This window comes from Hyphomicrobium sp. 01T421 (assembly GCF_056398805.1).
This window is the reverse complement of sequence record NZ_JBFTQC010000004.1, coordinates 126402-148582: the sequence shown is the minus strand read 5'-3', so window position 1 is coordinate 148582 and position 22181 is coordinate 126402. Positions and strand designations below refer to the sequence as shown.

Sequence of the window (22181 nt, the reverse complement as noted above, 5' to 3'; positions counted from 1 at the left end):
ACGGAAGAGCAGGCATGCTTTCAGGCGACCGCGGTCGGCCGGGAACCTACTCTCGCGCTTTGTCTTTTTCCAGGGGGGTCTTGAGAGTTAATCGGCCTATGCCACCGCGAGCCGGCTGTGCCTGATGGAATACGCGAAGTAGATGACGAGCCCGAGCGCCAGCCAGACGATGAAACGCAGGTGCGTTTCGAACGGCAGGAAGCCGATCAGCGCGCCGCAGGAAAGGATGCCGAGCACGGGAATGATGAGGCCGCCCGGCATCTTGAAGGGCCGCGGCAGATCCGGATGCGACATCCTGAGCGCAATCACACCCGCGCACACGAGAACGAACGCCGCGAGCGTCCCGATGTTCACGAGCTCCGCGAGAATGCCGAGCGGAAGGAAGCCGGCCATGATCGCCATGACGAAGCCGACGATGACCGTCGTGCGAACGGGCGTATGCGTACGGCGGTTGACCACGGAAAAATATGGCGGGAGCAGTCCGTCTCGCGACACGCCGACGATGATGCGCGTCAGAGCGTAGTAGAGGACGAGCATGACGGTCGTCAGCCCCGTGATGACGCCCGCGGCCACCAGCGCCGAAGCCCAGTTGTACCCGATCTTTTGAAGCGCGAACGCAACGGGCGAGGACACATTGAGTTCGGTGTAATTGACGATGCCGGTCAACACCCCCGAAACGACGATGTAGATGATCGTGCAGAAGATCAGCGAGCCTATCAGGCCCCGCGGCACGTCGCGTTGCGGGTCCCGGGCCTCTTCGACTGCCGTCGACACCGCATCGAAGCCGACGTAGGCGAAGAAGACGAGAGACGCGCCCGCCAGAATGCCGACCGGCCTGCCTTCTGCATTGTGGTCAAACCAGCCGAACGGTGCGAACGGCGTCCAGTTCTCGGGGTGGATATTGAAGATAGCGACGGCCAGAAAAATCGCGATCGTCCCAAGCTTCACCGCCACCATCGCCGCATTGATCCGCGCGGTCTCCTTCACCCCGACGATCAGCATGATCATCAACAGGAAGACGATGCCGAACGCAGGAAGGTTCACGATCCCGCCCGCAAAGGGCCCCTTCGTGAGCTCCGGCGGCAGCCCGAGGCCGATGGCCGTCAGCGCGTTGTTGAAATAGCCTGACCAGCCGTTGGCGACCGCCGCAACCGACACGCCATATTCCAGGATGAGGTCCCAGGCGATGATCCAGGCGATGAGTTCACCGAAGGCCGCGTAACTGTAGCCGTAGGCGCTGCCGCAACCGCCGACGCTTGAAGCAAGCTCGGCATAGGACAGCGCCGCAAATCCGCACGCCAATCCCGCGACGACGAAGGACATCACGACGGCAGGGCCCGACTGCGTTGCCGCCGCCACCCCGGTCAGGACGAAAATACCGGTTCCGATGATCGCCCCGATGCCGAGCAGCGTCAGATCGAGCGCGCTCAAGACCCGCTTCATACCGAAGTCCGAGTCGTCGTAGGCGACAGATTTCTTACGAAAGAGATCGGCCATGCGCGGGTCCCTCATGATCTGGACGTCTTTGGTCACAGGACATTTTGGCGCTGGATGACCTTCCCCGCTCGGACGGCAATTCCCCCGCCGCCACGCCCGTCAGGACTCCACACGCTTCATTGCGACCTTCGCCCAGCCGTTTGCCGATGTCTAGGATGCCGTTGCCGAAAAATGTTGCCCGCCCACTTGTTAGGCAGAGTGCCGCGAAACGGCGACGCCGGTCTGCTGAGCAGAACAGCACGAGCCCTTGCCCGTCGCTCCTAAACCCGATAGCGAGTCAAAAAACGAGGGGCTGCACCAGCTCGGTTCGTCGAGCCGAATTAAACCAGCCAAGTTCAGCGAGCCAGTTCAGCGGGCCGGTTCAACGGGCCAGTCGGGCGGGTCAGTCGAGCGAGCCAGTCGCGCGAGATGGAGTACGACAATGTCTGACGACGCCGTAGTCGCCCAAACCGGGCCCTATCAGGTCGATCTCACCGAGGGCCAGGAATATTGGTATTGCCGCTGCGGAAGGTCCAAGACCCAGCCCTTTTGCGACGGCTCGCACGAAGGCACGTCCTTTGAACCGATGCGGTTCGTTCCAGACCACACGGGCACCTTTAACCTCTGTGGCTGCAAAGCGACCGACGACGAACCCTATTGCGACGGCACCCATAACGTCTTGTAGCAACCGAGCAACGACAGGTGGCTCCCCGGCACCTTGCGCTGACAACGCCGCCGCCCCTCCCACATAAAAAGCCCCGGTCAGATAAAAAAAAGGCCGCCTCGCGCCAGATTGCGCAAGCCGACCTGATGACACCAAGGCCACCAATGGGACGAGGCTGAAATGCTGGTATTCCCAGCTTTGCTATTCAGCGGAATTAGCGGCTCAAAATTTGAGGCCGAGGATTAGCGACCCAGGATTAGCGCCCCTGGATTAGCGCCCCTGGGAAGCCAGCATGCATTCCGTTATTAGCCGTCTTTCCAGTTTCTTCAATACGTCCGGAATATCCCGGCCCGAATCCCGAAACTCTGTGATCCGCTCTTTCACGAGCGCGTAGCACTGGCGCGGATCGTCTTCCGACTGCTCCATCTGATGGACCAATTCAGCCAGCTCCCCGCTGCCCATCTGTTGCGACATGTTCTTCAAGTCTCCCGCTGTGGTTTTTATCGCGGAGTTCGAACCGGGGATTATTGTTGCCACCCGGAAAGAGCTTCGCGACTCAATTACATCCTTGGGTATTTCTATGTAGGCCCACCCGTGCACGAATAGAATGCGCTAATTCGAACGTAGACCGACGAATTTCACGAGTGTGACTTAACTGCCCTGAATAACACCTGAACGAAAAACAGAAATGCCCGCTCGTAATGTGGAAACTTGGTCAGCAGTTCGTGGCGATAGACTGGCGACAATTGGAACATCGCTTCACAAATTGTTGCAAAGCATTCGCTGCAGAGCAGCAAAACGCCCGGACCTGAGCGAAGTCTCCTATGCCTCGGCCGGAACGGCCTCCAGTGATTGATGCGCAGTGGCCCGTCTGCTACGCCTCCCGCGTTGCATCAAGGATTTAGCTCTATGATACCCCGCTACTCACGACCCGAAATGACCCGCATCTGGGAGCCTGAAACCCGCTTCAGAATCTGGTTCGAGATCGAAGCCCACGCCGCGACCGCCAGCGCCCAGATCGGCATCATTCCGGAGGCTGCGGCAAAAAACATATGGGAAAAAGGTTCGGCCGCGACCTTCGACGTCGCCCGCATCGATGAAATCGAGGCGGTTACGAAACACGATGTGATCGCCTTTTTGACGCACCTCGCCGAGCACGTCGGCCCGGACGCTCGCTTCATCCATCAGGGAATGACATCGTCCGACGTGCTGGACACCTGCTTGAACGTCCAATTGGTGCGCGCCGCCGATCTTTTGATAGCGGACCTCGACCGCCTTCTCGCCGCCCTCAAGACCCGCGCGTTCGAATACAAAGATGCGATCACCATCGGGCGCAGCCACGGCATCCATGCCGAGCCGACCACGTTCGGCGTCAAGCTCGCCTACGCCTATGCCGAATTCGAGCGCGCGCGCGAGCGCATGGTCGCCGCCCGGAAGGAAGTCGCGACGTGCGCTATCTCGGGCGCGGTCGGAACCTTCGCCAACGTCGATCCCCGGATCGAGGAATACGTCGCTGAGAAGATGGGGCTCATTCCCGAACCCGTGTCGACGCAAATCATTCCGCGCGACCGTCACGCCATGTACTTCGCGACACTCGGCGTCGTCGCCTCAAGCGTCGAGCGCCTCGCCATCGAGATCCGGCATCTCCAGCGGACGGAAGTGCTCGAAGCGGAAGAATATTTCTCGCCGGGCCAGAAGGGCTCGTCGGCGATGCCGCACAAGCGCAACCCCGTGCTCTCGGAAAACCTGACGGGTCTCGCCCGCATGGTTCGCGCCTACGCGCTCCCCGCCATGGAAAATGTCGCCCTCTGGCACGAGCGGGACATCTCGCATTCGAGCGTCGAGCGCATGATCGGACCTGACGCGACGGTGACGCTCGACTTTGCCTTGGCGCGCCTCGCCGGCGTCATCGAAAAGCTGGTCGTCTATCCGGAGACGATGAAGCGGAACATGGAAAAGCTCGGCGGCTTGCACAATTCCCAGCGCGTGTTGCTGGCTTTGACCCAGGCCGGCGTCAGCCGCGAGGACGCGTATTCGCTCGTCCAGCGCAACGCCATGAAGACCTGGGAATTGGGCAAGGATTTCTTAACCGAGCTCAAGTCGGACAAGGACGTGACCGCCAAGGTGCCGGCCGCCGCTCTCGAGGCGATGTTCGACATCGACTATCACACCGCCCACGTCGACACGATTTTCCGGCGCGTCTTCGGCAACGCCTGAACGCGTCCTTTAACATCGTCACCGAAGTGTAACGAAACTGACGTGCCGCTGCCATCTCGACTGCCGATAGGCTTCCAATCGAGATATGTCGGGGTGGTGGGATGTCGGCGCCGGGCTTTGCTTTCGGGACGGAAGAGCGCCACGAAGGTGACGCGGCTGAAGAACAGCCCGTCATCGGCGCAATCAGCCTGCTCAAGGGCGCCGTCGCTGTCGGCGTCCTTGCGTTCGCGGTGTTCAGCTTAGCGCCAGGAATAGACCTCGCGATCGCGCGTCTCTTCTACGCCGGAAACGGCCAGTTCATCGGCAACCAGCTGGCTATATTCGGAATGCTGCGCTTCACCTTCAACGGCCTGTTCTATCTGACGTGCGCGGTGACCGCCGTCGGCGTGGTCATCACCGCGCGGACCGCCGCCAGCTGGCTGGGCTTGGGGCTACGGAAATGGCTCTTCATTGCCGTCTGCCTCCTGACCGGCCCCCTGGTCGTCGCCAACATAGGCTTTAAGGATCATTGGGGCCGCGCCCGCCCGCGAGACGTCATCGAATTTGCCGGCAGCAAGGCATTCACCGCGCCCTTCCCCGCCACGAACCAGTGCAATTACAATTGCTCGTTCGTTTCGGGAGAGGCCTCGTCCGTGTTCATGGTGCTGTTTGTTGCTGCATTGCTGTTCAAATCCCTGTCGCGCAACTTTGTCACACTGGGCATCCTGCTCGGCGGCCTCGCCGGTCTGACGCGAATGGCTCAAGGCGGACATTTTCTATCCGACGTTATCTTCGCCGGCGTGCTGATGGCGTTGACCGGTGCAAGCTTGCAACTCCTTTTCGACACATTGGAGTCCGACCGTAAAAATTCAATCGAACCGAGTTCGGCGTAAGTGACCGGCGCGGTCGAATGCTGCTACGTGACATCCGTAAAGCGGAAGTCCAACCGAGCCTCGGGCGGAAAGCTTTGAGTCCGATGGGAATAATGATGGCGGCAGAGCCGCAGGCCGAGTTCGGTACGCGAGAAAAAAGCCGGAACGTTGCGTTGCTTCTCTGGGGCGCCGCGATCGTCGGTGTCATCGCTGGCATCGTCTTCAGCGCATTCCCGGAAATCGACATGAAGGCGGCGGCGCTTTTCTATGAAGGCAACGGCGTATTTTCCGGAAAAGGTGGCGGCGGCATCTTTTACGGTAAGTCGTCGACCGCAGCCGACCTCATCCGCTTCGTGCTCTTTCTGGCTTTCGTCGGCGTCGGTATCGTCACCGCCTGTGGACTAGCCGCGACCGTCCTTCGCGGGCGCGCGTTTCTCGGTTTCACGGCCCCGAAATGGCTCTTTCTGACCGCGTGCCTCGTCATCGGACCGGGCGTCGTCAGCAACGCCATCCTGAAAGACAACTGGGGGCGCGCGCGGCCCGTTCACCTCGCCGATTTCGGCGGCAACAAAGCGTATTCACCCCCGCTTCTCCCATCCAATCAGTGCGAGAAGAATTGTTCGTTCGTCGCGGGCGAAGCATCGATGGCCTACGCAACGTTCTTCGCCGCTGCATTTCTCTTCGCGGGCATGGGCACCAGACTCATTTGCGCCGGCGTCCTCGCGGGGCTGTTCTCGGGCGCGGTGCGCATGTCGCAAGGCGCGCATTTTCTATCCGACGTCGTCTTTGCGGGCGTGGTCATGGCCGCAACCGTAGCCGCCATCTACCTGCTGTTCGATCTCATTGCGCGGACAGGCGGCGGAACCGATCCAGCGACCGGCCCGCCTAATCCGCTGGCCCGATGGTGCTCATGGTAACGTCCGAACTTGAAGCCGGATCTCAAAACTTCGATACCGTGATCTCACCCTCCGGATCACGTGGCGTGATCGCCAATTCCCGGCCGCGCCTCTCCGTCATCGTGCCGACCTATTGCGAAGCCGGCAACATCGCCGCCATGATCGCGGCCCTCGATGCGTCCCTCGCCGGCATCCGCTGGGAAGTCATCTTCGTCGACGACGACAGCCCCGACGGAACGATGCGCGTCATCCGGTCTCTCGGCGAAAGCGACGATCGCGTGCGCGCCATGCGCAGAGTTGGCCGCCGTGGCTTGGCGGGTGCGGTGATCGAAGGAATGCTCGCGTCCGGTGCCGACATCGTGGCCGTCGTCGATGCCGATCTCCAGCACGATGAAAAAATACTCCCGCGCATGTTGCGCGACATCGAAAGCGGCGAAGCCGACCTTGTCATCGGCACGCGCTACAGCCAGTCGGGCGAGGCGCGCGAAGGCTTTTCGACCGCTCGCCGCCTATCGAGCGAGCTTGCAACGCGCCTCTCGAACCTCCTCCTCCGGACGAACGTCAGCGATCCGATGAGCGGCTTCTTCATGATCAGACGAGAGCTCGTCGACACGATCGCTCCGAACCTTTCCCCTGGCGGATTCAAACTGCTGCTCGACATTCTGGCGTCCGCGCCCGCCGGCATGCGCGTCCGCGAGATTCCTTATGTGTTCCGCCCGCGCCGGGTGGGAAAGTCGAAGCTCGATGGGCTCGTGATCGCCGATTTCGTGGGCCTGCTTCTTTCCAAGCTCGCGGGGAACTGGGTGCCGCCGCGGTTTTTCCTGTTCGCGCTCGTGGGAACGCTGGGCCTCGTCGTCCACCTCTTCGCGCTCAGAAGCGCTATCGTCGTCGGCGATGCGTCTTTCAATACGGCCCAGATCTTCGCGTCGTTCGTTGCCATGACGTTCAACTTCTTCCTGAACAACGTGCTGACGTTCCGCGACCGCCGCCTCAGCGGTTTCCAAGCGATCAAAGGGCTGCTGATCTTCTATGCCGTGTGCAGCGTCGGCGCGCTTGCCAACATCGGCGTTGCCGATCTCGTCTATAGCCACGACGCAACGTGGTGGCGTGCCGGCATCGCAGGCGCACTGATGGCGGCCGTCTTCAACTACGCTGTCAGCTCTGCATTCACCTGGCGCCGATGACGGCTAGTCTCATCACCCCCGAAGCGGCAACCCGGCCCGCGGACCCCAAACGCGCGCTTTCAAAGCCGCCGCTCGACAACCGGACGGCCAACAGCATCCTTCTGGCAGCCGTCCTCGCGCTCACCGCCATTCGCCTCGCGCTCGCAAGCGCCATCGGGCTCGTCGATGACGAAGCCTATTACCGAATTTGGTCGCTTGGCTTCTCGCTCTCCTATCTCGATCACCCGCCGATGATCGCCTGGATCATCGGCGCAGGCCGGGCACTCGCCGGAGATACGTATCTCGGCATTCGCCTCCTCGCGCCGCTCATCGTTGCGCTCGGCGCGGCTGTCCTTTGGCGAACCGCATATCTTCTCTATGGGCCGGAAATCGCGCGTCGATCCGTTTGGATCATGCTGGCGATGCCGCTTCTCGCGGTCGGCGGCATCATCGTTACGCCTGATCTGCCTTCGGTGCTTTTCGCGGGGCTCGTCATCTGGGCGCTCGCAGAACTCGACCGCAGCCAGAACGCCAAATGGTGGCTGGCCATCGGCCTGTTCGCAGGCCTCGGCTTTCTGTCGAAATATACGAACCTGTTTCTCGGCGGCACGATCCTTCTCTGGCTGATCGCGGCGCCCGAGAACCGCAAATGGTTTCGATCACCCGAGCTTTGGATCGGCGGCATCATCGCGGGCATCGTCGCAAGCCCCGTATTCATCTGGAACGCGCAACACGACTGGGCGTCCTTCACGAAGCAATTCGGGCGCGTCGGACATAGCGGCTCGGGCGGACTGAACTACCTCCTCGAATTCATCGGCACATTTCTCGCGCTCGCGAGCCCGGTGATCGCCGTTCTCGCCATATGGGGCCTCGTCAGGGTCACGCGCGCGGCACACGTCAGCCGCGGCCGGAGCCGCAGCGATGTGTTGCTGGCAGCGGCCATCCTCCCGATGCTGATCTACTTTACCGCTCACGCCTTGCATGATCGCGTGCAGGGCAATTGGCCCGCGCCGCTCTATCCGTCTCTCGCGATCTGCGCAGCCCTCGCGCTCGAAGCCGTTTCGCCGGATTGGCGACGGACGACATTCCTCACCGCCTTAGGGCTCGGCTTCACGATGACGGCCGGCATCTACGCCCACGCGCTCCATCCATTGGTGGCGGCCGCGAAGGACCCGACGGAACAGATGCGCGGCTGGCCCGCACTCGCCGACGCCATCGAAGCGAAGCGCCTGGAAACCGGCGCCGGTTGGATCGCGACGTCGAGCTACGCGACGACCGGCCAGATTGCGATGGGGCTCAAGGGAAGAAGCGAAGTCGCGCAGCTCGATCAGCGCATTCGCTATGAATTTTTGGCCCCGCTCCCGGCATCGGTGCTCGCCAAACCCGCCCTCTACGTCGAACTCGAAAGACGCCTAGATCTCCCGCTGATGCGCGAGAAGTTCCGCAAGATCGAGCCGCTCGGAACCCTGACGCGCGCGAATGGCAGCCCCAACGGCGCGACGTACGTCGTCTACCTGCTCTCCGATCCGCCCACACCGCCGCTCTGACGCCGCGACGTTCGACGACGACGCTCAACGCCGGCGAACCGGATGGTTACGGCCCGCCGGCACCGAGACCAAAACCTACGCGGCTTCCTTGTTGAGACGGCCTTCCGCAAGCTTCGTCAGCTTGTCGTCGGCGCCGTATTCTTCTTTCAACGTCTTCTCGAGGATCGTCGCGATTTCCTTGTGACCCAAGAGCTTCGCCCACGAGACGAGCGTGCCGTAGCGCGTAATTTCGTAATGCTCTGCCGCCTGTCCGGCAGCGATCATCGCGGCGTCGCGCGTATCGGGATCCTTGATCTCCGACATCAGCTCTTCGCCTTCTTCCAGAATACCTTTGATGGCCGGGCACTCGGTTGCCTTGGGCTTGCGGCCAAGCGATTTGAACACTTCGTCGAGACGCGTGATGTGTTCCTTGGTCTCTTCCATATGACTCGTGAAGGCCTTTGCGAGCTGCGGCGAATCCGATGCCTTCGCCATTTTCGGCAGCGCCTTAACGAGTTTGTTTTCGGCGTAATAAATATCTTCAAGCGTATGATTGAACAGGTCTTCTAGATTTGCGATTTTCATTGGGGACGTTCTCCTCAGACTTTAGACCGCGGAAGTTGCGTAATTCGCCAACGCCGCGCCTCGCTCGCGGTTCCCATGATGAAGCATCCGCCGACGGCGGATCGATATGGGGTGCGATAGCGATGTCTCGTTGGAGCCGCCCCTCCCCGGTCGCTCTGCCGCTCTTCCCTCCGCGCGCGCCGTCCGTTAATCAGATTTCCGCATGAAAACATCGGAAGTCGACATTCTCATTGTGCCCGGCTGGCAGGACTCCGGCCCCGATCACTGGCAGAGCCGCTGGGAACGAAATCTCAGGACGGCGCGCCGGGTCATCCAACAGGACTGGGAAAATCCCGACGTCGAAACCTGGGGCGACCGCATGGCGAAATTCGCGGGCGGCGCAACGCAGCCCGTCGTGGTCGTCGCTCATTCGGTCGGTGTTGCGGCCGTGGCCCTTGCGGCCGACAAGTTGAAGCGGAACCGCGTCATCGGCGCGTTCCTTGTCGCGCCCGCCGATCTCGACCATGCCCATTTCTGGCCCGACACCGGAGGTCAGCGCTGGCCGCCAGAGAAAGGCACGCGAGGTTTTGAAACGATGCCGGAACGGCGCCTGCCGTTTCCTTCACACGTCATTGTCGCGAACAACGACCTCTATTGCAGCTTTGCGCGGGCCGAACATCTCGCCGGAAAATGGGGCGCTTCGCTGAGCGACGCGGGCGAAAGCGGACACATCAATATCGAGTCGGGCCACGGACCATGGCCTGAAGGCCTTCTGCAGTTCGGTCAGTTTCTGAAAAAGCTCGGGTGACCAACGCCGTCGCGCTGGCTTGGCACCGGATAACGAAAACGGGGCTCGCATGAGCCCCGTCCCGCAAAAAATTCCCGGCGCTTCCGGCGTTGGCGGCCGGCTCCGCCAAGCGGAGCAGCCAACGCCCACCAACGACTTTCAGCTCTTCGCTGATTCGATGTCACTCACCGCCTTCGCCAAGGCTTCCGCCATGAAGGCGCGGATCTCGGTGTCCGAAACAGCGATACCCTTCGCGTCGAGATCGCCTTTCACTTTCCGGAAGACATCGTCATCACCCGCTTCGGCGAGATCGGCCTTGCGAACTTCCTTCACGTAAGCTTCGAGCGCGTCTCCTGCGAGACCGAGCTTTGCACCAGCCCACTCCGCAATCGCCTTGTTGCGACGAGATTCGGCGCGGAAGCGCAGATCTTCGTCATGGGCGAACTTGCTTTCGTATCCCCGCTCGCGGTTGTCGAAAGTCGTCATCAGGTCATCTCCTCGTCCGGGCTGCCAGCCGGTGTGGACTTTTGGTTGTATCGACAGCGATTGCACGCTGTGCGCGTATTGCAGACGTTCGCCAAACGCATATCTCAAGCCAGGGTTACCGCCCGCCCTGAGGTAAATCAACGGCTTGGCCCCCGGTCACCATAAGAGGTGCTGCGGCTCATGGTCTACATTGTGTCGCCCCCCTCCTTCGGCTAGTGTCCGGCCAAGACATCCGAGCGCGAAAGGTGCGCCGCTTCCTTCCCGACATGAAGAAAACACGTTGGAAAATCAAGGCGTCAGCGTCCGTGTACGAACTCGTGAAAAGATCCGTGTATCGCAATGAGTGAGAGCAAGCTGTTGATCCTCAGAGGTCCAGGAATGAACAAGCGTCGGCGAATTTACGAGGGCAAAGCAAAGGTCCTCTATGAGGGTCCCGAACCGGGCACCCTCATCCAACACTTCAAGGACGACGCGACCGCCTTCAACGCAAAGAAACATGCGTTGATCGAGGGCAAGGGCGTTCTGAACAATCGTATCTCCGAGTACATTTTTACGAAACTCGGCGAGATCGGCGTGCCGACACATTTCATCAAGCGTCTCAACATGCGTGAGCAGTTGATCCGCGAGGTTGAGATCGTGCCGCTCGAGGTCGTCGTGCGCAACGTTGCTGCTGGCTCGTTGTCGACGCGCCTCGGTCTCGAAGAAGGCTCGCAGCTCCCGCGCTCGATCATCGAGTTCTACTATAAGAAGGACGAACTTAACGACCCGATGGTCTCGGAAGAGCACATCACGGCGTTCGGTTGGGCAACGCCGCAAGAGATCGACGAAATCATGCAGCTCGCGCTGCGGATCAACGATTTCTTGGTCGGTCTCTTCCTCGGCATCGGCATCCGCCTCGTCGACTTCAAGGTCGAATTCGGCCGTCTCTACGACAACGAGCAGATCCGCCTCGTCCTCGCTGACGAGATCAGCCCGGACTGCTGCCGCCTGTGGGACATCCAGTCGGGCGACAAGCTCGACAAGGACCGTTTCCGGCGCGATCTCGGCGGCGTTCTCGAAGCCTACCAGGAAGTTGCTCGCCGCCTCGGCGTGCTGACCGAAACACCGCGTCCGCGCGGTGCGGGTCCGGTCCTCGTCGCCTCGAACACGCCGATCAACGGTCCGGTCACGCCCGTAAACGGCAAGCCGAACTAACGAACTGACACTCTGTTCTCTCTCCCTGCTTCGCGCGGGGAGAGAGAATAAAGGACGCCATGAAAGCCCACATCAAAATCACATTGAAGAACGGCGTGCTCGATCCCCAGGGCAAAGCCATCGAAGGCGCAGTCAAGGGATTAGGCATCACGGGCGTCGGTGACGTCCGTCAGGGCAAGTACATCGAGGTCGATCTTGCCGAGAGCGACCCGGCGAAGGCGAAAGCCATCGTCGAGCAGATGTGCAAGGACCTGCTCGCCAACGCTGTCATCGAGAATTACAGCTACGAAATCGGTTGAGCGATGTCGCCAAGGTTGCGGATGGCGCTTGCCTTGGTCGCGCTCTGGCCTTGGCCTGCGCTCTCTGAGCCCGCGCTTGCGCCACCCGATCTCGATTGCAGCATGGGATTCGAGGCGCTCCGCAACTGGGCTGCCTGGGTTCCCGGAGCCGAACAGGTAAGCGGCAGCAACCCGAACGTCGTCACGGTCGCGCAGCCGGACGTCTGGCGCGTCGAGATCACCTTCACCGGGCCCGGCGAATCCGCGCACCCCGCCGTCACCTTGCGCAAGTTCGTCAAGCAGGTGACAGGCGTTTGGACGGCCCAGAGCAAGGTCTGTGGCTATGGCAACCAGACTGATTTCGCCGCGCTCGTCGCGGCCGCGAAAGCAGAAGATAGCCGGTTGACCAACCTGTCCCGGGCTGAAGTCGAGGAACAAAAGAAAAAGCTTTCGCCGCTCGGCTCTCCGTAAGGGCCGCATCAATTCCGACGTCATCCCCGCCCAGGCGGGGATCCGTCCAAGTCGAGGTTCAGCGCAAATATCTGGCCTGGATAGATCCCGGCTTTCGCTGGGATGACGTTCGTTGCCAGGAACACCCGTGACTTGGATTTCGAGTCCCTATATTTAGGTCCGTAACAAGCCAACGCTCTCCAAAAGGTGCAACGCCGAATGCTCCGCGCTTCCGTCATCGTTTTCCCGGGATCGAACTGCGATCGCGACGTTCAGACCGCGATTGAGCGGGTGACAGGCTTCGCGCCGAAGATGATCTGGCACGGCGACGCAAGCGTTCCCTCTTCCGATGTCATCGTGCTGCCCGGCGGCTTCTCCTACGGCGACTATCTTCGCTGCGGTGCGATGGCCGCGCATTCGCCGATCATGAAGGACGTCGTCGCCAAGGCGAGAGCCGGAACGCCCGTTATCGGCATCTGCAACGGCTTCCAGATCCTCTGCGAGTCGGGCCTGCTCCCCGGAGCGCTGCTCCGCAACGCATCGTTGCACTTCATCTGCCGCGACGTGTTCCTGAAGGTCGAGAACGATCAGACGTTCTTCACCAAGTGCTATCGCGAGGGCGAAGTGATCAAGGTTCCGATCGCGCACGGTGAAGGCAACTACTTTGCCGACAGCGAGACGCTCGACCGCCTCGAAGGCGAAGGCCGCGTAGCCTTCCGCTATGCCAACGAGGCAGGTGAAACGACGCTCGAGAGCTGCCCGAACGGCGCCCAGCGCAACATCGCCGGCATCGTCAACGAAACGGGCCGCGTACTCGGCATGATGCCCCATCCCGAACGTCTCTATGAAAAAGCGCTCGGCGGCACGGACGGCAAGCGCGTATTCGAAAGCATGCTGCTCTCCACGCTCGAAGCCGCAGCTTGATTGAGTCGTCGCACTCCATAACACCCAACACCGTCATCCCGGCGCAGGCCGGGATCCAGTCAAGCTTCAGCAAAACGATAGGCGCGGCCTAATCAGCGTGGACCGCGCGCACAAGTCCGCTGCCCGTTGCATGGATCCCTGCCTTCGCCGGGATGACGGTGCGTATTCTTTCTTCGTCATCCTCGGCCGAGCGCAGCGGAGCTGCGTCGATGGCCGGGGATCCAGCGTTAGACGTGCCGAAGGCTCATTATTGCGTCTTCGACTACCTTCACGCTGGATTCCCGATCTTCGCTTCCGCTCGATCGAGAATGACGATGATGACGGGGGGGCTGGGTACTCAGCTGGCCCCGACTGCACAACTATGGGCTTCCGTCGTTCATTGTGATCATTTCGTGGCATTTTCGTTTGCCCTCTTGGCCGCCGCCGCCACCCTTCCCATCTGTTTAATGATTGCGGGGCCGGGCCCCTCTGGCAGCGCCATAACGGTGCTGCGATGTCGGACCGCATCGGGTGTGCCCGGTGCTGAGTCGAATTGCCCCGGACATACCTCCAGTTCGATCCGGAGGAAAATTTATGTCCCGACGTTTTATGACCCTTCTCGAACGCGTCAGCCGCGTTCGTGAAATGATCGACCGCGAGCAGCGTTCGAACGCAGCGAGCCCCGTACGCCTCATCCGCATGAAGCAGCTCTATCTCAGCCTTTCCGAAAAGCTTCGCCGCATGACGAAGCAACAGCTCATCAGGATGGCATCGGCGCCGCGCTTCAGGTCCGAACGGATCTTCCACTCCGCGCACTCCGGTCCCGCGTATTCGGGCCGCTGGTAACTTCCAGCGAGCAAGCAACAAAAAAGGGGCCTAGAGGCCCCTTTTCCATGCAGTCGAACGATCCGCTTATTAGCGGATGTTCCCGCGCCGCTGATATTTGTGAGAGTCTGCGTACGCAGAACTCATCGAGCTAAATATAGCGAACACGAAGGCCTTCATAACATCACCTGTCTGGAGCTAACCGGCTGGGCTCAATCCCAAGCCGGCTCCCGGGATAGGCCCCCGGGTCGCCTCTTCTACGGTGTAGATATGTGATCCGCACGACGTGCGCCAGGGGGCAAAATGGCAGGTCTCTTATGCGCACCGCACAATGCCCAGAAAACCATGAAATCGTTCGCAATTACAACGCATTAGCAAATCAAAAAAGAGGGCGGGAGTTGTAGCTCCCGCCCCAACTCGAACAGTTTGCAAGCGTGGACTTGAAACCGACGAGGAACTCTTCTGACTTATTTCGCAACTGCGCTATACGCGAACTGCTGAACGGGTTGTATGGTCATCGTTGACGCGCCGGTGGAACATGCGAACGCAACTGATCCTTTCAGAGCGTCGACCTGCGCCGACGTGCCTTCCCGAACCGTCAAATTGACCCGTACCGGCTCCGACGCCGACCTGTCGGATTCGGAATAAGGATCCGCCAACATGAGCGTCAGATGGCAGGAACCGCCGGCATTCTTGTAATAGCCAACCGCACGCTTCTGCCCGACCGCCRAGGTGATGCCCTTAAGCGGCTCAACGCGATACCCGGGTGCCTCGTCAGCAGACGAAATGTTGGCACCAGGAAGCAAAGCCAAGCTCGAGAGAAGCACGATACCCGTGAGTTTTGCGGAACGTGTCATGACAGTATCTCCACCGTCCAAGAGCGTCCGAGTTCAAATCCGCGCACAATTGTCTGGACGTGACGTCGTCGCTGGAGATCACAGATAAGGTACTGACTCCTTGCGAAAAATCCCCATACTGCGCAATTCCGAACTGCGAGTTTTGCAGCGCGGAACGGTCACAGCCCGGACGGGTAGGACGGAAAGTGCCACATCCAATGCGCGCAGAAGAATCTTCAAATTCGAAATTGCGAGTTTGCGATGTGCCTTACGTCCACCAGATAGATCGCGTCCCCTCCGCCTTCGCGCACGACGATTCCCGAAAGGAACGGCCATGAAAAATATCGCGAAAAATATCGCGGCCCTCATCTGCCTCGGCCTCGCGTCCATCACGCCCGCAGTCGCCGGAGACATGGAAATGAAGGGCATGGATCACATGAACATGGGCACGGCCAAAACCGCCGAAGGGTCCGACTCGTCGAAGGCTTTTGAAGCCGCCAATCAGAAGATGCACAAAGCCATGTCGATCCCCTACACGGGCGATGCCGACGTCGATTTCGTCAACGGCATGGTCGCCCATCACCAGGGCGCGATCGATATGGCGAAGGTGGAATTGCAGTACGGCAAAGACCCGGAGATGCGTAAGCTGGCCGAGGACATCATCGCAGCGCAAGAGCAAGAGATCGCCAGCATGAATGCCTGGCTCGCCAAGCATAAAAAGTAAGAGCTGCGCATCGTCAGCGCCCGGCCCTGAGCGGCCGCGATGTATCAATCCGCGCAAAATTCGGATCAAATGCGAGGGTCCAGATTTCAAGATCCCCAACGCGGGTAAGATAGCGCTGTGAGCTTCCAGCGGCCCTTTTGCTCGAAAGGAAGGCTCATGAAAAAATTCACAGCTATGAAAAACTTCACAGCTCTGACTTGCCTGGGCCTCGCTCCCGTTCCGCGCGCCATGACCGCGGAAAGGGTGAAAAAAGACAAGACCTTCAAAATGGATACGGCAGCTGCCATTACGGCGCCGCCTGCCGCGAGCGCGCTGGCCACCGCGATCTACAAAATGGACGAGGCGATGCACGCGCTGACCTACACGGGCAATGCCGACGTCGACTTCGTCACCAATCTGATTCCCCACCACCAAGGCGCCTTGGACATGGCCAGGGCTGAGCTCGAGTACGGCACGGATCCCAAGATCAGAAAGCTGGCTCAGAGCATCATCAAGTCCCAGGACAAGCAGATCGCCGAGATACAGGGCTGGCTCGCCAAGCACAGCCAGGCCGCGAGCCCGGTCAACTGACGCCGATAGGCCCTCTTATGCTGAGTTTTTTGGCCAGAAAGGCCAAATGAAACGGCTGACCGCCGATAGGGCTGGGCGGCCGCCTCACATCCCGCTATGAGGGCGCCGGCGTTATCGCGACGTTTGGCCGTTGGACCTGTCCGACCGCGAAGGCGACAAACCGTTCCCGAGCCCATATAAGCGGACGCAATCCGAGCGCCCGACGAGATCCTTATGACCGATACGACTACGCGAAAGATCACCCCTCAGATCGTTGCCGAGCACGGCCTCAAGCCCGACGAATACGAGCGATTGCTCGAAATCCTCGGCCGGGAGCCGCTGATCTGCGAGCTTGGGATCTTCTCCGTCATGTGGAGCGAGCACTGCTCGTATAAATCCTCGCGCGTCTGGCTGAAAACCCTGCCGACGAGCGGCCCGAAAGTGATCCAGGGCCCCGGCGAGAACGCGGGCGTCGTCGATCTCGGAGATGGCGATGCCGTCGTCTTCAAGATGGAGAGCCACAACCACCCATCCTACATCGAGCCGTTCCAGGGCGCCGCGACCGGCGTCGGCGGCATCATGCGCGACGTCTTCACGATGGGCGCCCGCCCCGTCGCCAACATGAACGCACTGCGCTTCGGCGCGCCCGACCATCCGAAAACCCGCCACCTCGTCGGCGGCGTCGTCGCCGGCATCGCGCACTACGGCAACTGCACCGGCGTTCCGACCATCGGCGGCGAGACGAATTTCGACGAAGGCTACAACAACAACATCCTCGTCAACGCCATGTGCGTCGGCCTCGCGAAGACCGACAAAATTTTCTATTCGGCCGCGAAGGGCGTCGGTCTGCCCGTCGTCTACGTCGGCTCGAAAACCGGCCGCGACGGCATCCACGGCGCGACGATGGCCTCCGCCGAGTTCGACGAGAAGAGCGATGAGAAACGCCCGACCGTTCAAGTCGGCGACCCCTTCACCGAAAAGCTGCTGATCGAAGCCTGCCTCGAACTGATGGCAACGGACAGCATCATCGCCATTCAGGACATGGGCGCTGCCGGTCTCACCTCGTCGACGTCGGAAATGGCCGACAAGGGCGGCGTAGGCATCGAGCTCGATCTCGATCTCGTCCCCCAGCGCGAAACCGGCATGACCGCTTACGAGATGATGCTCTCGGAAAGCCAAGAGCGCATGCTGATGATCCTGAAGCCCGAGCGCCAGGAGGAGGCGAAAGCTATCTTCACCAAATGGGGTCTCGACTTCGCCGTGATCGGCCGGACGACAGACACCCAGCGCATGGTCATCAAGCACAAGGGCAAGGTCGAAGCCGATCTGCCCGTGCCCGTGCTCGCGAACTCTGCGCCGATGTACAAACGTCCTTACATCGAGCCGAAGAAGCCATCGAAAATACTGCCCGAATGGGTCCCCGCGCCGAACTCGATCCTCGGCACGCTGAAGGATTTGATGAGCGGACCGCATCTCTCATCCCGCCGCTGGATTTGGGAACAGTACGACCACATGGTGATGGGCGACACCGTCGGCCGCCCGGGTGGCGACGCGGGCGTCGTCCGCGTCCACGGAACGAAGAAGGGCATCGCCGTCGCTTGTGACGTGACGCCCCGCTACGTCACCGCCGATCCCGAGGAAGGCACGAAGCAGGCCGTCGTCGAAACCTGGCGAAACCTGACGGCCGTCGGCGCCGATCCGCTCGCGATCACCGACAACATGAACTTCGCCAATCCCGAGCGGCCAGAGATCATGGGCCAGTTCGTGGCAAGCGTCCGCGGCATGGCCGAAGCCTGCACCGCACTCGACTATCCGGTCGTCTCCGGCAACGTCTCGCTCTACAACGAAACGAACGGCGTCGGCATTCCCCCGACCCCCGCGATCGGCGGCGTCGGCCTCGTGCCGGATTGGACGAAGATCGCCGACATTCGCTTGAAGAGCGAAGGCAATATGCTGATCGTGATCGGCCGCGAGGAAGGACACCTCGGCCAGTCGCTCTATCAGAAGCACGCAACCGGCAAATTCGATGGCGCCCCGCCGCCCGTCGATCTCGAAGACGAGATCAAGGCCGGCCGACTGATCCGCACGCTGATCCGCGAAGGCCGCGTGCTCGCCGTTCACGATTGCGCTGACGGCGGTCTTCTCGTCGCCGTCGCGGAGATGGCGCTCGCAGGCGCCAACAACGGCCTCGGCGTCGAACTCTATCCCTATGAAGGCAAGCTTCCGGCCCACGCAATCTGGTTCGGTGAAGACCAGGGCCGCTACGTCGCCGAGGTGACGCCGCAGAAGGCCGAGGAAGTCCTGGAACGCGCGCGCCTCCTTGAATTGCCCGCACGCATCGTCGGCCGCGTCAGTGGCGACGCCATCGGCCTCAAGGGTGAGAAGCCGTTGCCCCTATCGGAACTCCGCAGCGCACACGAAGGCTTCCTGCCGAAGCTGATGCAGGGCGAGTTGGAAGTGTAAACTCAATATCCAAGCATCGTCATGCCGGCGAAGGCCGGCACCCAGACGATGGGCATCATTTCGGATATCGACGCCTGGCTGGATCCCGGCCTACGCCGGGATGACGTTGAGGGACATACAGCAACCTAGCCGCAAAGCCACCACATGGCGCCGCGTAACGCCAGGACGCAAAAAACAAAGGAATCCAAATGCGCCGCTCTCGATTCCCGACGATGATGGCCATAGCCGCAGCTCTAGCCCTAGGCGGAGCTTTCCCATCCGAAAATCAAGCATTCGCTGAACCACAAGGATCGACAATGACCACTACCCCCTCCGGCCTGCAATTCGAAGACACCGTCGTCGGCACCGGCGCCTCGCCCCAAACGGGACAGACGTGCGTCATGCACTACACGGGCTGGCTTTATAAGGACGGCGAAAAGGGCAACAAGTTCGACTCGTCTCTCGATCGTGGCAGCCCATTTGAATTCCCGATTGGAACAGGGCGCGTCATCAAGGGCTGGGACGAGGGCGTCGCTTCTATGAAGGTCGGCGGCAAGCGCACGCTCATCATTCCCGCAGCGTTGGGATACGGAGCACGCGGCGCCGGCGGGGTCATTCCGCCCAACGCGACGCTGATCTTCGACGTTGAGTTGCTCGATATCAAATAAGGCCTTGTGCGAGAGTAGGCGAAAAATCGTCAACTCTCGCTTTCATCCCGCCTCGTCCGTTCATCCGCGTGCTGCGCAAATATTTCGAACGCGAGCTGCCCGTAACCTTGGTAGCTTGCGAGCTTCGCAATCACCGCGCTCAGGTCCCTGCATCGCGGCCGATGAGCAATCGATATTGCCTAAGTATTTCTTCTACGCCGCTCGTCGCCGCGCTTTTCCGCGGTACCGGTAGATCAAACCCGGCGGGACGATGAATTCGCCGGTTTTCAAAGCGTCCTGATCGAACTGCCCATCGCCCCGGCGCGGCGCAACGCCGGAATAGACGAAGAGACGGCCGAATTCGTCACGAACGAATTCCGAGAAATCGCGTCCATCGAGCCTGCCGATGACCGGGCCCTGAAACTCTGTGTTGGGAAGGATGCAATAGTCGAGCAGCTGCGCGCGACGCCGGCTAGCGGGCATGCGGGATGTCCTTTTCGAAAGTTATTTCTTGCCGCCAAGCTCCGCTGGCGGCGCGCCCTTGAAGGGCTCGGATTTCGAATGGCGGGAAAGTTCGTCGAAGCAGGCAAGGCGCGCGCTCTCCGGCTGGACGGACGAGCAATCGCTCATCTCCTTGGGCCCGACCCGCGAACCACTGTTCATGACCAACAGGATGCCGAGCGCCGCGAAGGCCCCGATGAGAAGCGCGAAAATGAGCGCCGCCTGCCGGTCGTGGCGCTCCTTCTCCTTCATGCGTTGCTCCGCTTCGGTGGTGAAGCGGTTCGGAAAATCGGCGTGTTTACGAAAATCAAAGGGCATTACCATTCAACGCTCCTGCAGCGCATCGGATGCAAGATCAACGTAGGGAGTCGCGCATAAAGATTCGACTGGAGCGCGAGAACGAAAATATAAGCATCTCATAAGCGCGACTTGAGCATCGTCCGGAACCGGGACGGGCGCCTCACCGAACGCCCGAAAACGCGGAGCAATGCGATGTGCACATCGCATTAAACCGCATCGCGAATTTTCGATTCTCGACAGAACGATTGGTCGCGAAGTCCAAGCGAAGCTTCGCTTGGACTTGAGCCCGATATCGAAGCTCGTTCGCACAAAAGAAAAAGGAAGCGACGCTCCGCGCTCGCCTCCCTCCTCACTTCAACAATGGTTACGAAAAAAAACGCCGTGTACCGTGGCAGTACCGGCGTTTCGCCATTGCGCGCTATTTCCGCGCGCCTGGGTTCTGATCCATCTCCTCGCGCGAAAGAGAACTGTCGGCCGGCTTCGCGTTCGGCATGTCGGTCCTGCCAGTCTTATCGCTGTTGACGCCCGGCTGATGCTGCATTTGACCTTCCGAGAGACTGCCTGAATTTGGCTTGGCCGTCGGTGTGGACGTCGAACCACCGCCCGAAACGCCGGGATTATCCTTCATTTCCTTCGTCGATAGGTCGTCTGCTGCGAACCCAACCGAGGCCGACAGCACAAGCATCGTCGCAGCCAGAAATGGCTTCATCATCGGGAAATCTCCTGTTTTGAAAGGTTAAACCGCGCTCCAATGCGAGAAATTGAAGCGCCGAGCCAATAGTGCGACCGGTCGACGCTTTAACGGGCGCCGGTGTTTTTCGGTCTCTCACAATCCGTTACGTTAGGGGCTGGAAGATCGTTTCATGCCCATTCGGGAAATTCCGCACAGCGATACCGAAATATTGGCGTCCGATCCGAAACGGGTTGTCTCCTCCGGAACATCGTTCCTGCAAGGATTGAGGCACAAAGGCCCGAGAGATGAAACGAAGCAGATCATTCACCAAAGGGATCATGTCATGCGCGCAGGGAAATACATCGCATCGGCGTTCGTCGCCTTTTTAGTGCCGGTCGTCTCCGGGAGCGCATCGGCAGCTTCCGACCCAACCGGCATCTGGTTGAATGATACCGGCCGCGGTGCGGTCGAGATCAAGCATTGCGGCGACTTGCTTTGCGGCAATGTCGTTTGGGTTCAATCGGCAAGTGACGCGGACGGATGCGGCAAGCAAATCATCGGCGATGTTGCCCCCGTCGGCGGCGGCCGTTGGGACAACGGATGGATCTATTCGCCGGAACGCGGCCGCAAGTACAATGTCGAGCTGACCCCGCTCGAAAACGGTGACCTCAAGGTCCTCGGTTACGCGGGGATGAAATTCCTGTCGAAGACGATGATCTGGAAACGCGCGCCGCAAGATTTGCAGCTCTGTGGTGAGCCCGGTAATCAGAACGACGCAAATGCCAATACGCCCGCAGCCAAGAAACCCGATGTCGCGACCGCTGCATTAGCTCAGCCCGCGGCTCCTGTTGCACCGAAGGCTGCGTCGGCTGAAGGTCCGTCCACTGCAGTAAAGGAAGCGAGCGCCGAGCCGGCTTCACCTGCTCCTGCTGCGGATACGCACAAATCCGATGAAACGAAAGCGCCCGCGCCGTCGTCATCTGAAGCGACGGCCGATACGGCAAAGAATGACACCGCCGGCAACGAAGGCAATGCTGACGACATCGGCGGCGCGCTTGGCAAAATGAAGATTGGAGACTTGCAGCTGGACAAGGTCCTGACGCGAACCAAATCCGGAAAATGCAAGCTCGATCTTCCCTGGGTGAAGGTCACCATCGATTGCGAGCAGTAGGCTCGCAGAACCGAGGCGTTCCCCCCTCCTCGGCCAAAGAGAGACACCCGCTGCGTCT

The 22181-nt window shown here is 60.5% G+C and carries 25 protein-coding genes; 17 read left to right on the top strand and 8 right to left on the bottom strand.

Annotated features, from left to right (window positions below):
• Positions 1 to 96: 96 nt before the first annotated feature.
• Positions 97 to 1497: an APC family permease gene (locus AC1DK3_RS19475; RefSeq protein WP_477193897.1), complete on the bottom strand. Its 1401-nt coding sequence runs from the start codon at positions 1495 to 1497 to the stop codon at positions 97 to 99.
• Between the two features lie 421 nt (positions 1498 to 1918).
• Between AC1DK3_RS19475 and AC1DK3_RS19470 the strand changes: the two genes are divergently transcribed.
• Positions 1919 to 2161 carry a CDGSH iron-sulfur domain-containing protein gene (locus AC1DK3_RS19470; RefSeq protein WP_339083423.1) on the top strand — a complete coding sequence of 81 codons (243 nt, stop codon included), beginning with the start codon at positions 1919 to 1921 and terminating at the stop codon, positions 2159 to 2161.
• 249 nt (positions 2162 to 2410) lie between these two features.
• Here AC1DK3_RS19470 and AC1DK3_RS19465 read toward each other — a convergent pair whose 3' ends face one another.
• Positions 2411 to 2614 carry a hypothetical protein gene (locus tag AC1DK3_RS19465; RefSeq protein ID WP_477193896.1) on the bottom strand — a complete coding sequence of 68 codons (204 nt, stop codon included), beginning with the start codon at positions 2612 to 2614 and terminating at the stop codon, positions 2411 to 2413.
• Between the two features lie 435 nt (positions 2615 to 3049).
• Here AC1DK3_RS19465 and purB point away from each other — a divergent pair, with 435 nt between their 5' ends.
• The 5 genes from purB to AC1DK3_RS19440 all read left to right on the top strand — a co-directional run bounded on the left by purB (position 3050) and on the right by AC1DK3_RS19440 (position 8814).
• Positions 3050 to 4357, top strand: a complete 1308-nt coding sequence (purB, locus tag AC1DK3_RS19460; protein ID WP_477193895.1) for an adenylosuccinate lyase — start codon at positions 3050 to 3052, stop codon at positions 4355 to 4357.
• A 101-nt stretch (positions 4358 to 4458) separates the two neighbouring features.
• The gene (locus AC1DK3_RS19455) at positions 4459 to 5229 is read left to right on the top strand and encodes a phosphatase PAP2 family protein (protein ID WP_477193894.1); all 771 of its coding nucleotides are present in this window, start codon (positions 4459 to 4461) and stop codon (positions 5227 to 5229) included.
• Between the two features lie 17 nt (positions 5230 to 5246).
• On the top strand, positions 5247 to 6125 hold the full coding sequence (locus AC1DK3_RS19450) for a phosphatase PAP2 family protein (protein WP_477193893.1): 879 nt from the start codon (positions 5247 to 5249) through the stop codon (positions 6123 to 6125).
• Positions 6119 to 7288: a glycosyltransferase family 2 protein gene (locus AC1DK3_RS19445; RefSeq protein WP_477193892.1), complete on the top strand. Its 1170-nt coding sequence runs from the start codon at positions 6119 to 6121 to the stop codon at positions 7286 to 7288. Before AC1DK3_RS19450 ends, AC1DK3_RS19445 begins: the two co-directional genes overlap by 7 nt.
• Entirely contained in the window at positions 7285 to 8814 is a 1530-nt protein-coding gene (locus tag AC1DK3_RS19440) for a glycosyltransferase family 39 protein (RefSeq protein ID WP_477193891.1), read from the top strand. The genes AC1DK3_RS19445 and AC1DK3_RS19440 overlap by 4 nt, the downstream gene beginning before the upstream one ends.
• A 75-nt stretch (positions 8815 to 8889) precedes the next feature.
• On the opposite strand, the gene AC1DK3_RS19435 is transcribed toward AC1DK3_RS19440, so the two are convergent.
• Complete coding sequence (locus tag AC1DK3_RS19435; protein ID WP_477193890.1) at positions 8890 to 9378, bottom strand: YciE/YciF ferroxidase family protein; 489 nt, start codon at positions 9376 to 9378, stop codon at positions 8890 to 8892.
• A gap of 202 nt (positions 9379 to 9580) precedes the next feature.
• On the opposite strand from AC1DK3_RS19435, the gene AC1DK3_RS19430 reads away from it, so the two are divergent.
• The gene (locus tag AC1DK3_RS19430) at positions 9581 to 10165 is read left to right on the top strand and encodes an RBBP9/YdeN family alpha/beta hydrolase (protein WP_477193889.1); all 585 of its coding nucleotides are present in this window, start codon (positions 9581 to 9583) and stop codon (positions 10163 to 10165) included.
• Positions 10166 to 10303: 138 nt separating this feature from the next.
• Here the strand turns inward: AC1DK3_RS19430 and AC1DK3_RS19425 are convergent, their stop codons facing one another.
• Positions 10304 to 10630 carry a DUF1476 domain-containing protein gene (locus tag AC1DK3_RS19425; RefSeq protein ID WP_477193888.1) on the bottom strand — a complete coding sequence of 109 codons (327 nt, stop codon included), beginning with the start codon at positions 10628 to 10630 and terminating at the stop codon, positions 10304 to 10306.
• A gap of 378 nt (positions 10631 to 11008) precedes the next feature.
• Between AC1DK3_RS19425 and purC the strand changes: the two genes are divergently transcribed.
• From purC to AC1DK3_RS19400, 5 genes are all read left to right on the top strand, one after another.
• A complete protein-coding gene (purC, locus tag AC1DK3_RS19420) occupies positions 11009 to 11824 on the top strand; it encodes a phosphoribosylaminoimidazolesuccinocarboxamide synthase (protein ID WP_477193887.1) in 816 nt (271 codons plus the stop codon).
• Between the two features lie 59 nt (positions 11825 to 11883).
• Positions 11884 to 12123: a phosphoribosylformylglycinamidine synthase subunit PurS gene (gene purS / locus AC1DK3_RS19415; protein WP_477193886.1), complete on the top strand. Its 240-nt coding sequence runs from the start codon at positions 11884 to 11886 to the stop codon at positions 12121 to 12123.
• A gap of 102 nt (positions 12124 to 12225) precedes the next feature.
• Positions 12226 to 12573: a hypothetical protein gene (locus tag AC1DK3_RS19410; RefSeq protein WP_477193885.1), complete on the top strand. Its 348-nt coding sequence runs from the start codon at positions 12226 to 12228 to the stop codon at positions 12571 to 12573.
• A 198-nt stretch (positions 12574 to 12771) separates the two neighbouring features.
• Entirely contained in the window at positions 12772 to 13476 is a 705-nt protein-coding gene (gene purQ, locus AC1DK3_RS19405; RefSeq protein ID WP_477193884.1) for a phosphoribosylformylglycinamidine synthase subunit PurQ, read from the top strand.
• Between the two features lie 573 nt (positions 13477 to 14049).
• The gene (locus AC1DK3_RS19400) at positions 14050 to 14301 is read left to right on the top strand and encodes a hypothetical protein (RefSeq protein WP_477193883.1); all 252 of its coding nucleotides are present in this window, start codon (positions 14050 to 14052) and stop codon (positions 14299 to 14301) included.
• A 446-nt stretch (positions 14302 to 14747) separates the two neighbouring features.
• On the opposite strand, the gene AC1DK3_RS19395 is transcribed toward AC1DK3_RS19400, so the two are convergent.
• A complete protein-coding gene (locus AC1DK3_RS19395) occupies positions 14748 to 15137 on the bottom strand; it encodes a hypothetical protein (protein ID WP_477193882.1) in 390 nt (129 codons plus the stop codon).
• Between the two features lie 313 nt (positions 15138 to 15450).
• On the opposite strand from AC1DK3_RS19395, the gene copM (AC1DK3_RS19390) reads away from it, so the two are divergent.
• The 4 genes from copM (AC1DK3_RS19390) (at position 15451) to AC1DK3_RS19375 (ending at position 19499) form a co-directional block, all read left to right on the top strand.
• Positions 15451 to 15840, top strand: coding sequence for a CopM family metallochaperone (copM, locus tag AC1DK3_RS19390; protein WP_477193881.1), 390 nt, complete (start codon positions 15451 to 15453; stop codon positions 15838 to 15840).
• Between the two features lie 156 nt (positions 15841 to 15996).
• Positions 15997 to 16410 (top strand): CopM family metallochaperone, encoded by a 414-nt coding sequence (gene copM, locus AC1DK3_RS19385; protein ID WP_477193880.1) that lies wholly within the window; start codon positions 15997 to 15999, stop codon positions 16408 to 16410.
• 213 nt (positions 16411 to 16623) lie between these two features.
• The gene (gene purL / locus AC1DK3_RS19380) at positions 16624 to 18852 is read left to right on the top strand and encodes a phosphoribosylformylglycinamidine synthase subunit PurL (RefSeq protein WP_477193879.1); all 2229 of its coding nucleotides are present in this window, start codon (positions 16624 to 16626) and stop codon (positions 18850 to 18852) included.
• Positions 18853 to 19040: 188 nt separating this feature from the next.
• The gene (locus tag AC1DK3_RS19375) at positions 19041 to 19499 is read left to right on the top strand and encodes an FKBP-type peptidyl-prolyl cis-trans isomerase (protein WP_477193878.1); all 459 of its coding nucleotides are present in this window, start codon (positions 19041 to 19043) and stop codon (positions 19497 to 19499) included.
• A 192-nt stretch (positions 19500 to 19691) separates the two neighbouring features.
• Here the strand turns inward: AC1DK3_RS19375 and AC1DK3_RS19370 are convergent, their stop codons facing one another.
• The 3 genes from AC1DK3_RS19370 to AC1DK3_RS19360 all read right to left on the bottom strand — a co-directional run bounded on the left by AC1DK3_RS19370 (position 19692) and on the right by AC1DK3_RS19360 (position 20991).
• Positions 19692 to 19961 carry a hypothetical protein gene (locus tag AC1DK3_RS19370; protein WP_477193877.1) on the bottom strand — a complete coding sequence of 90 codons (270 nt, stop codon included), beginning with the start codon at positions 19959 to 19961 and terminating at the stop codon, positions 19692 to 19694.
• Between the two features lie 21 nt (positions 19962 to 19982).
• Complete coding sequence (locus AC1DK3_RS19365) at positions 19983 to 20303, bottom strand: hypothetical protein (protein WP_477193876.1); 321 nt, start codon at positions 20301 to 20303, stop codon at positions 19983 to 19985.
• Positions 20304 to 20697: 394 nt separating this feature from the next.
• Entirely contained in the window at positions 20698 to 20991 is a 294-nt protein-coding gene (locus tag AC1DK3_RS19360; RefSeq protein WP_477193875.1) for a hypothetical protein, read from the bottom strand.
• 151 nt (positions 20992 to 21142) lie between these two features.
• On the opposite strand from AC1DK3_RS19360, the gene AC1DK3_RS19355 reads away from it, so the two are divergent.
• Positions 21143 to 22123, top strand: a complete 981-nt coding sequence (locus AC1DK3_RS19355) for a DUF2147 domain-containing protein (RefSeq protein ID WP_477193874.1) — start codon at positions 21143 to 21145, stop codon at positions 22121 to 22123.
• Positions 22124 to 22181 lie beyond the last annotated feature (58 nt).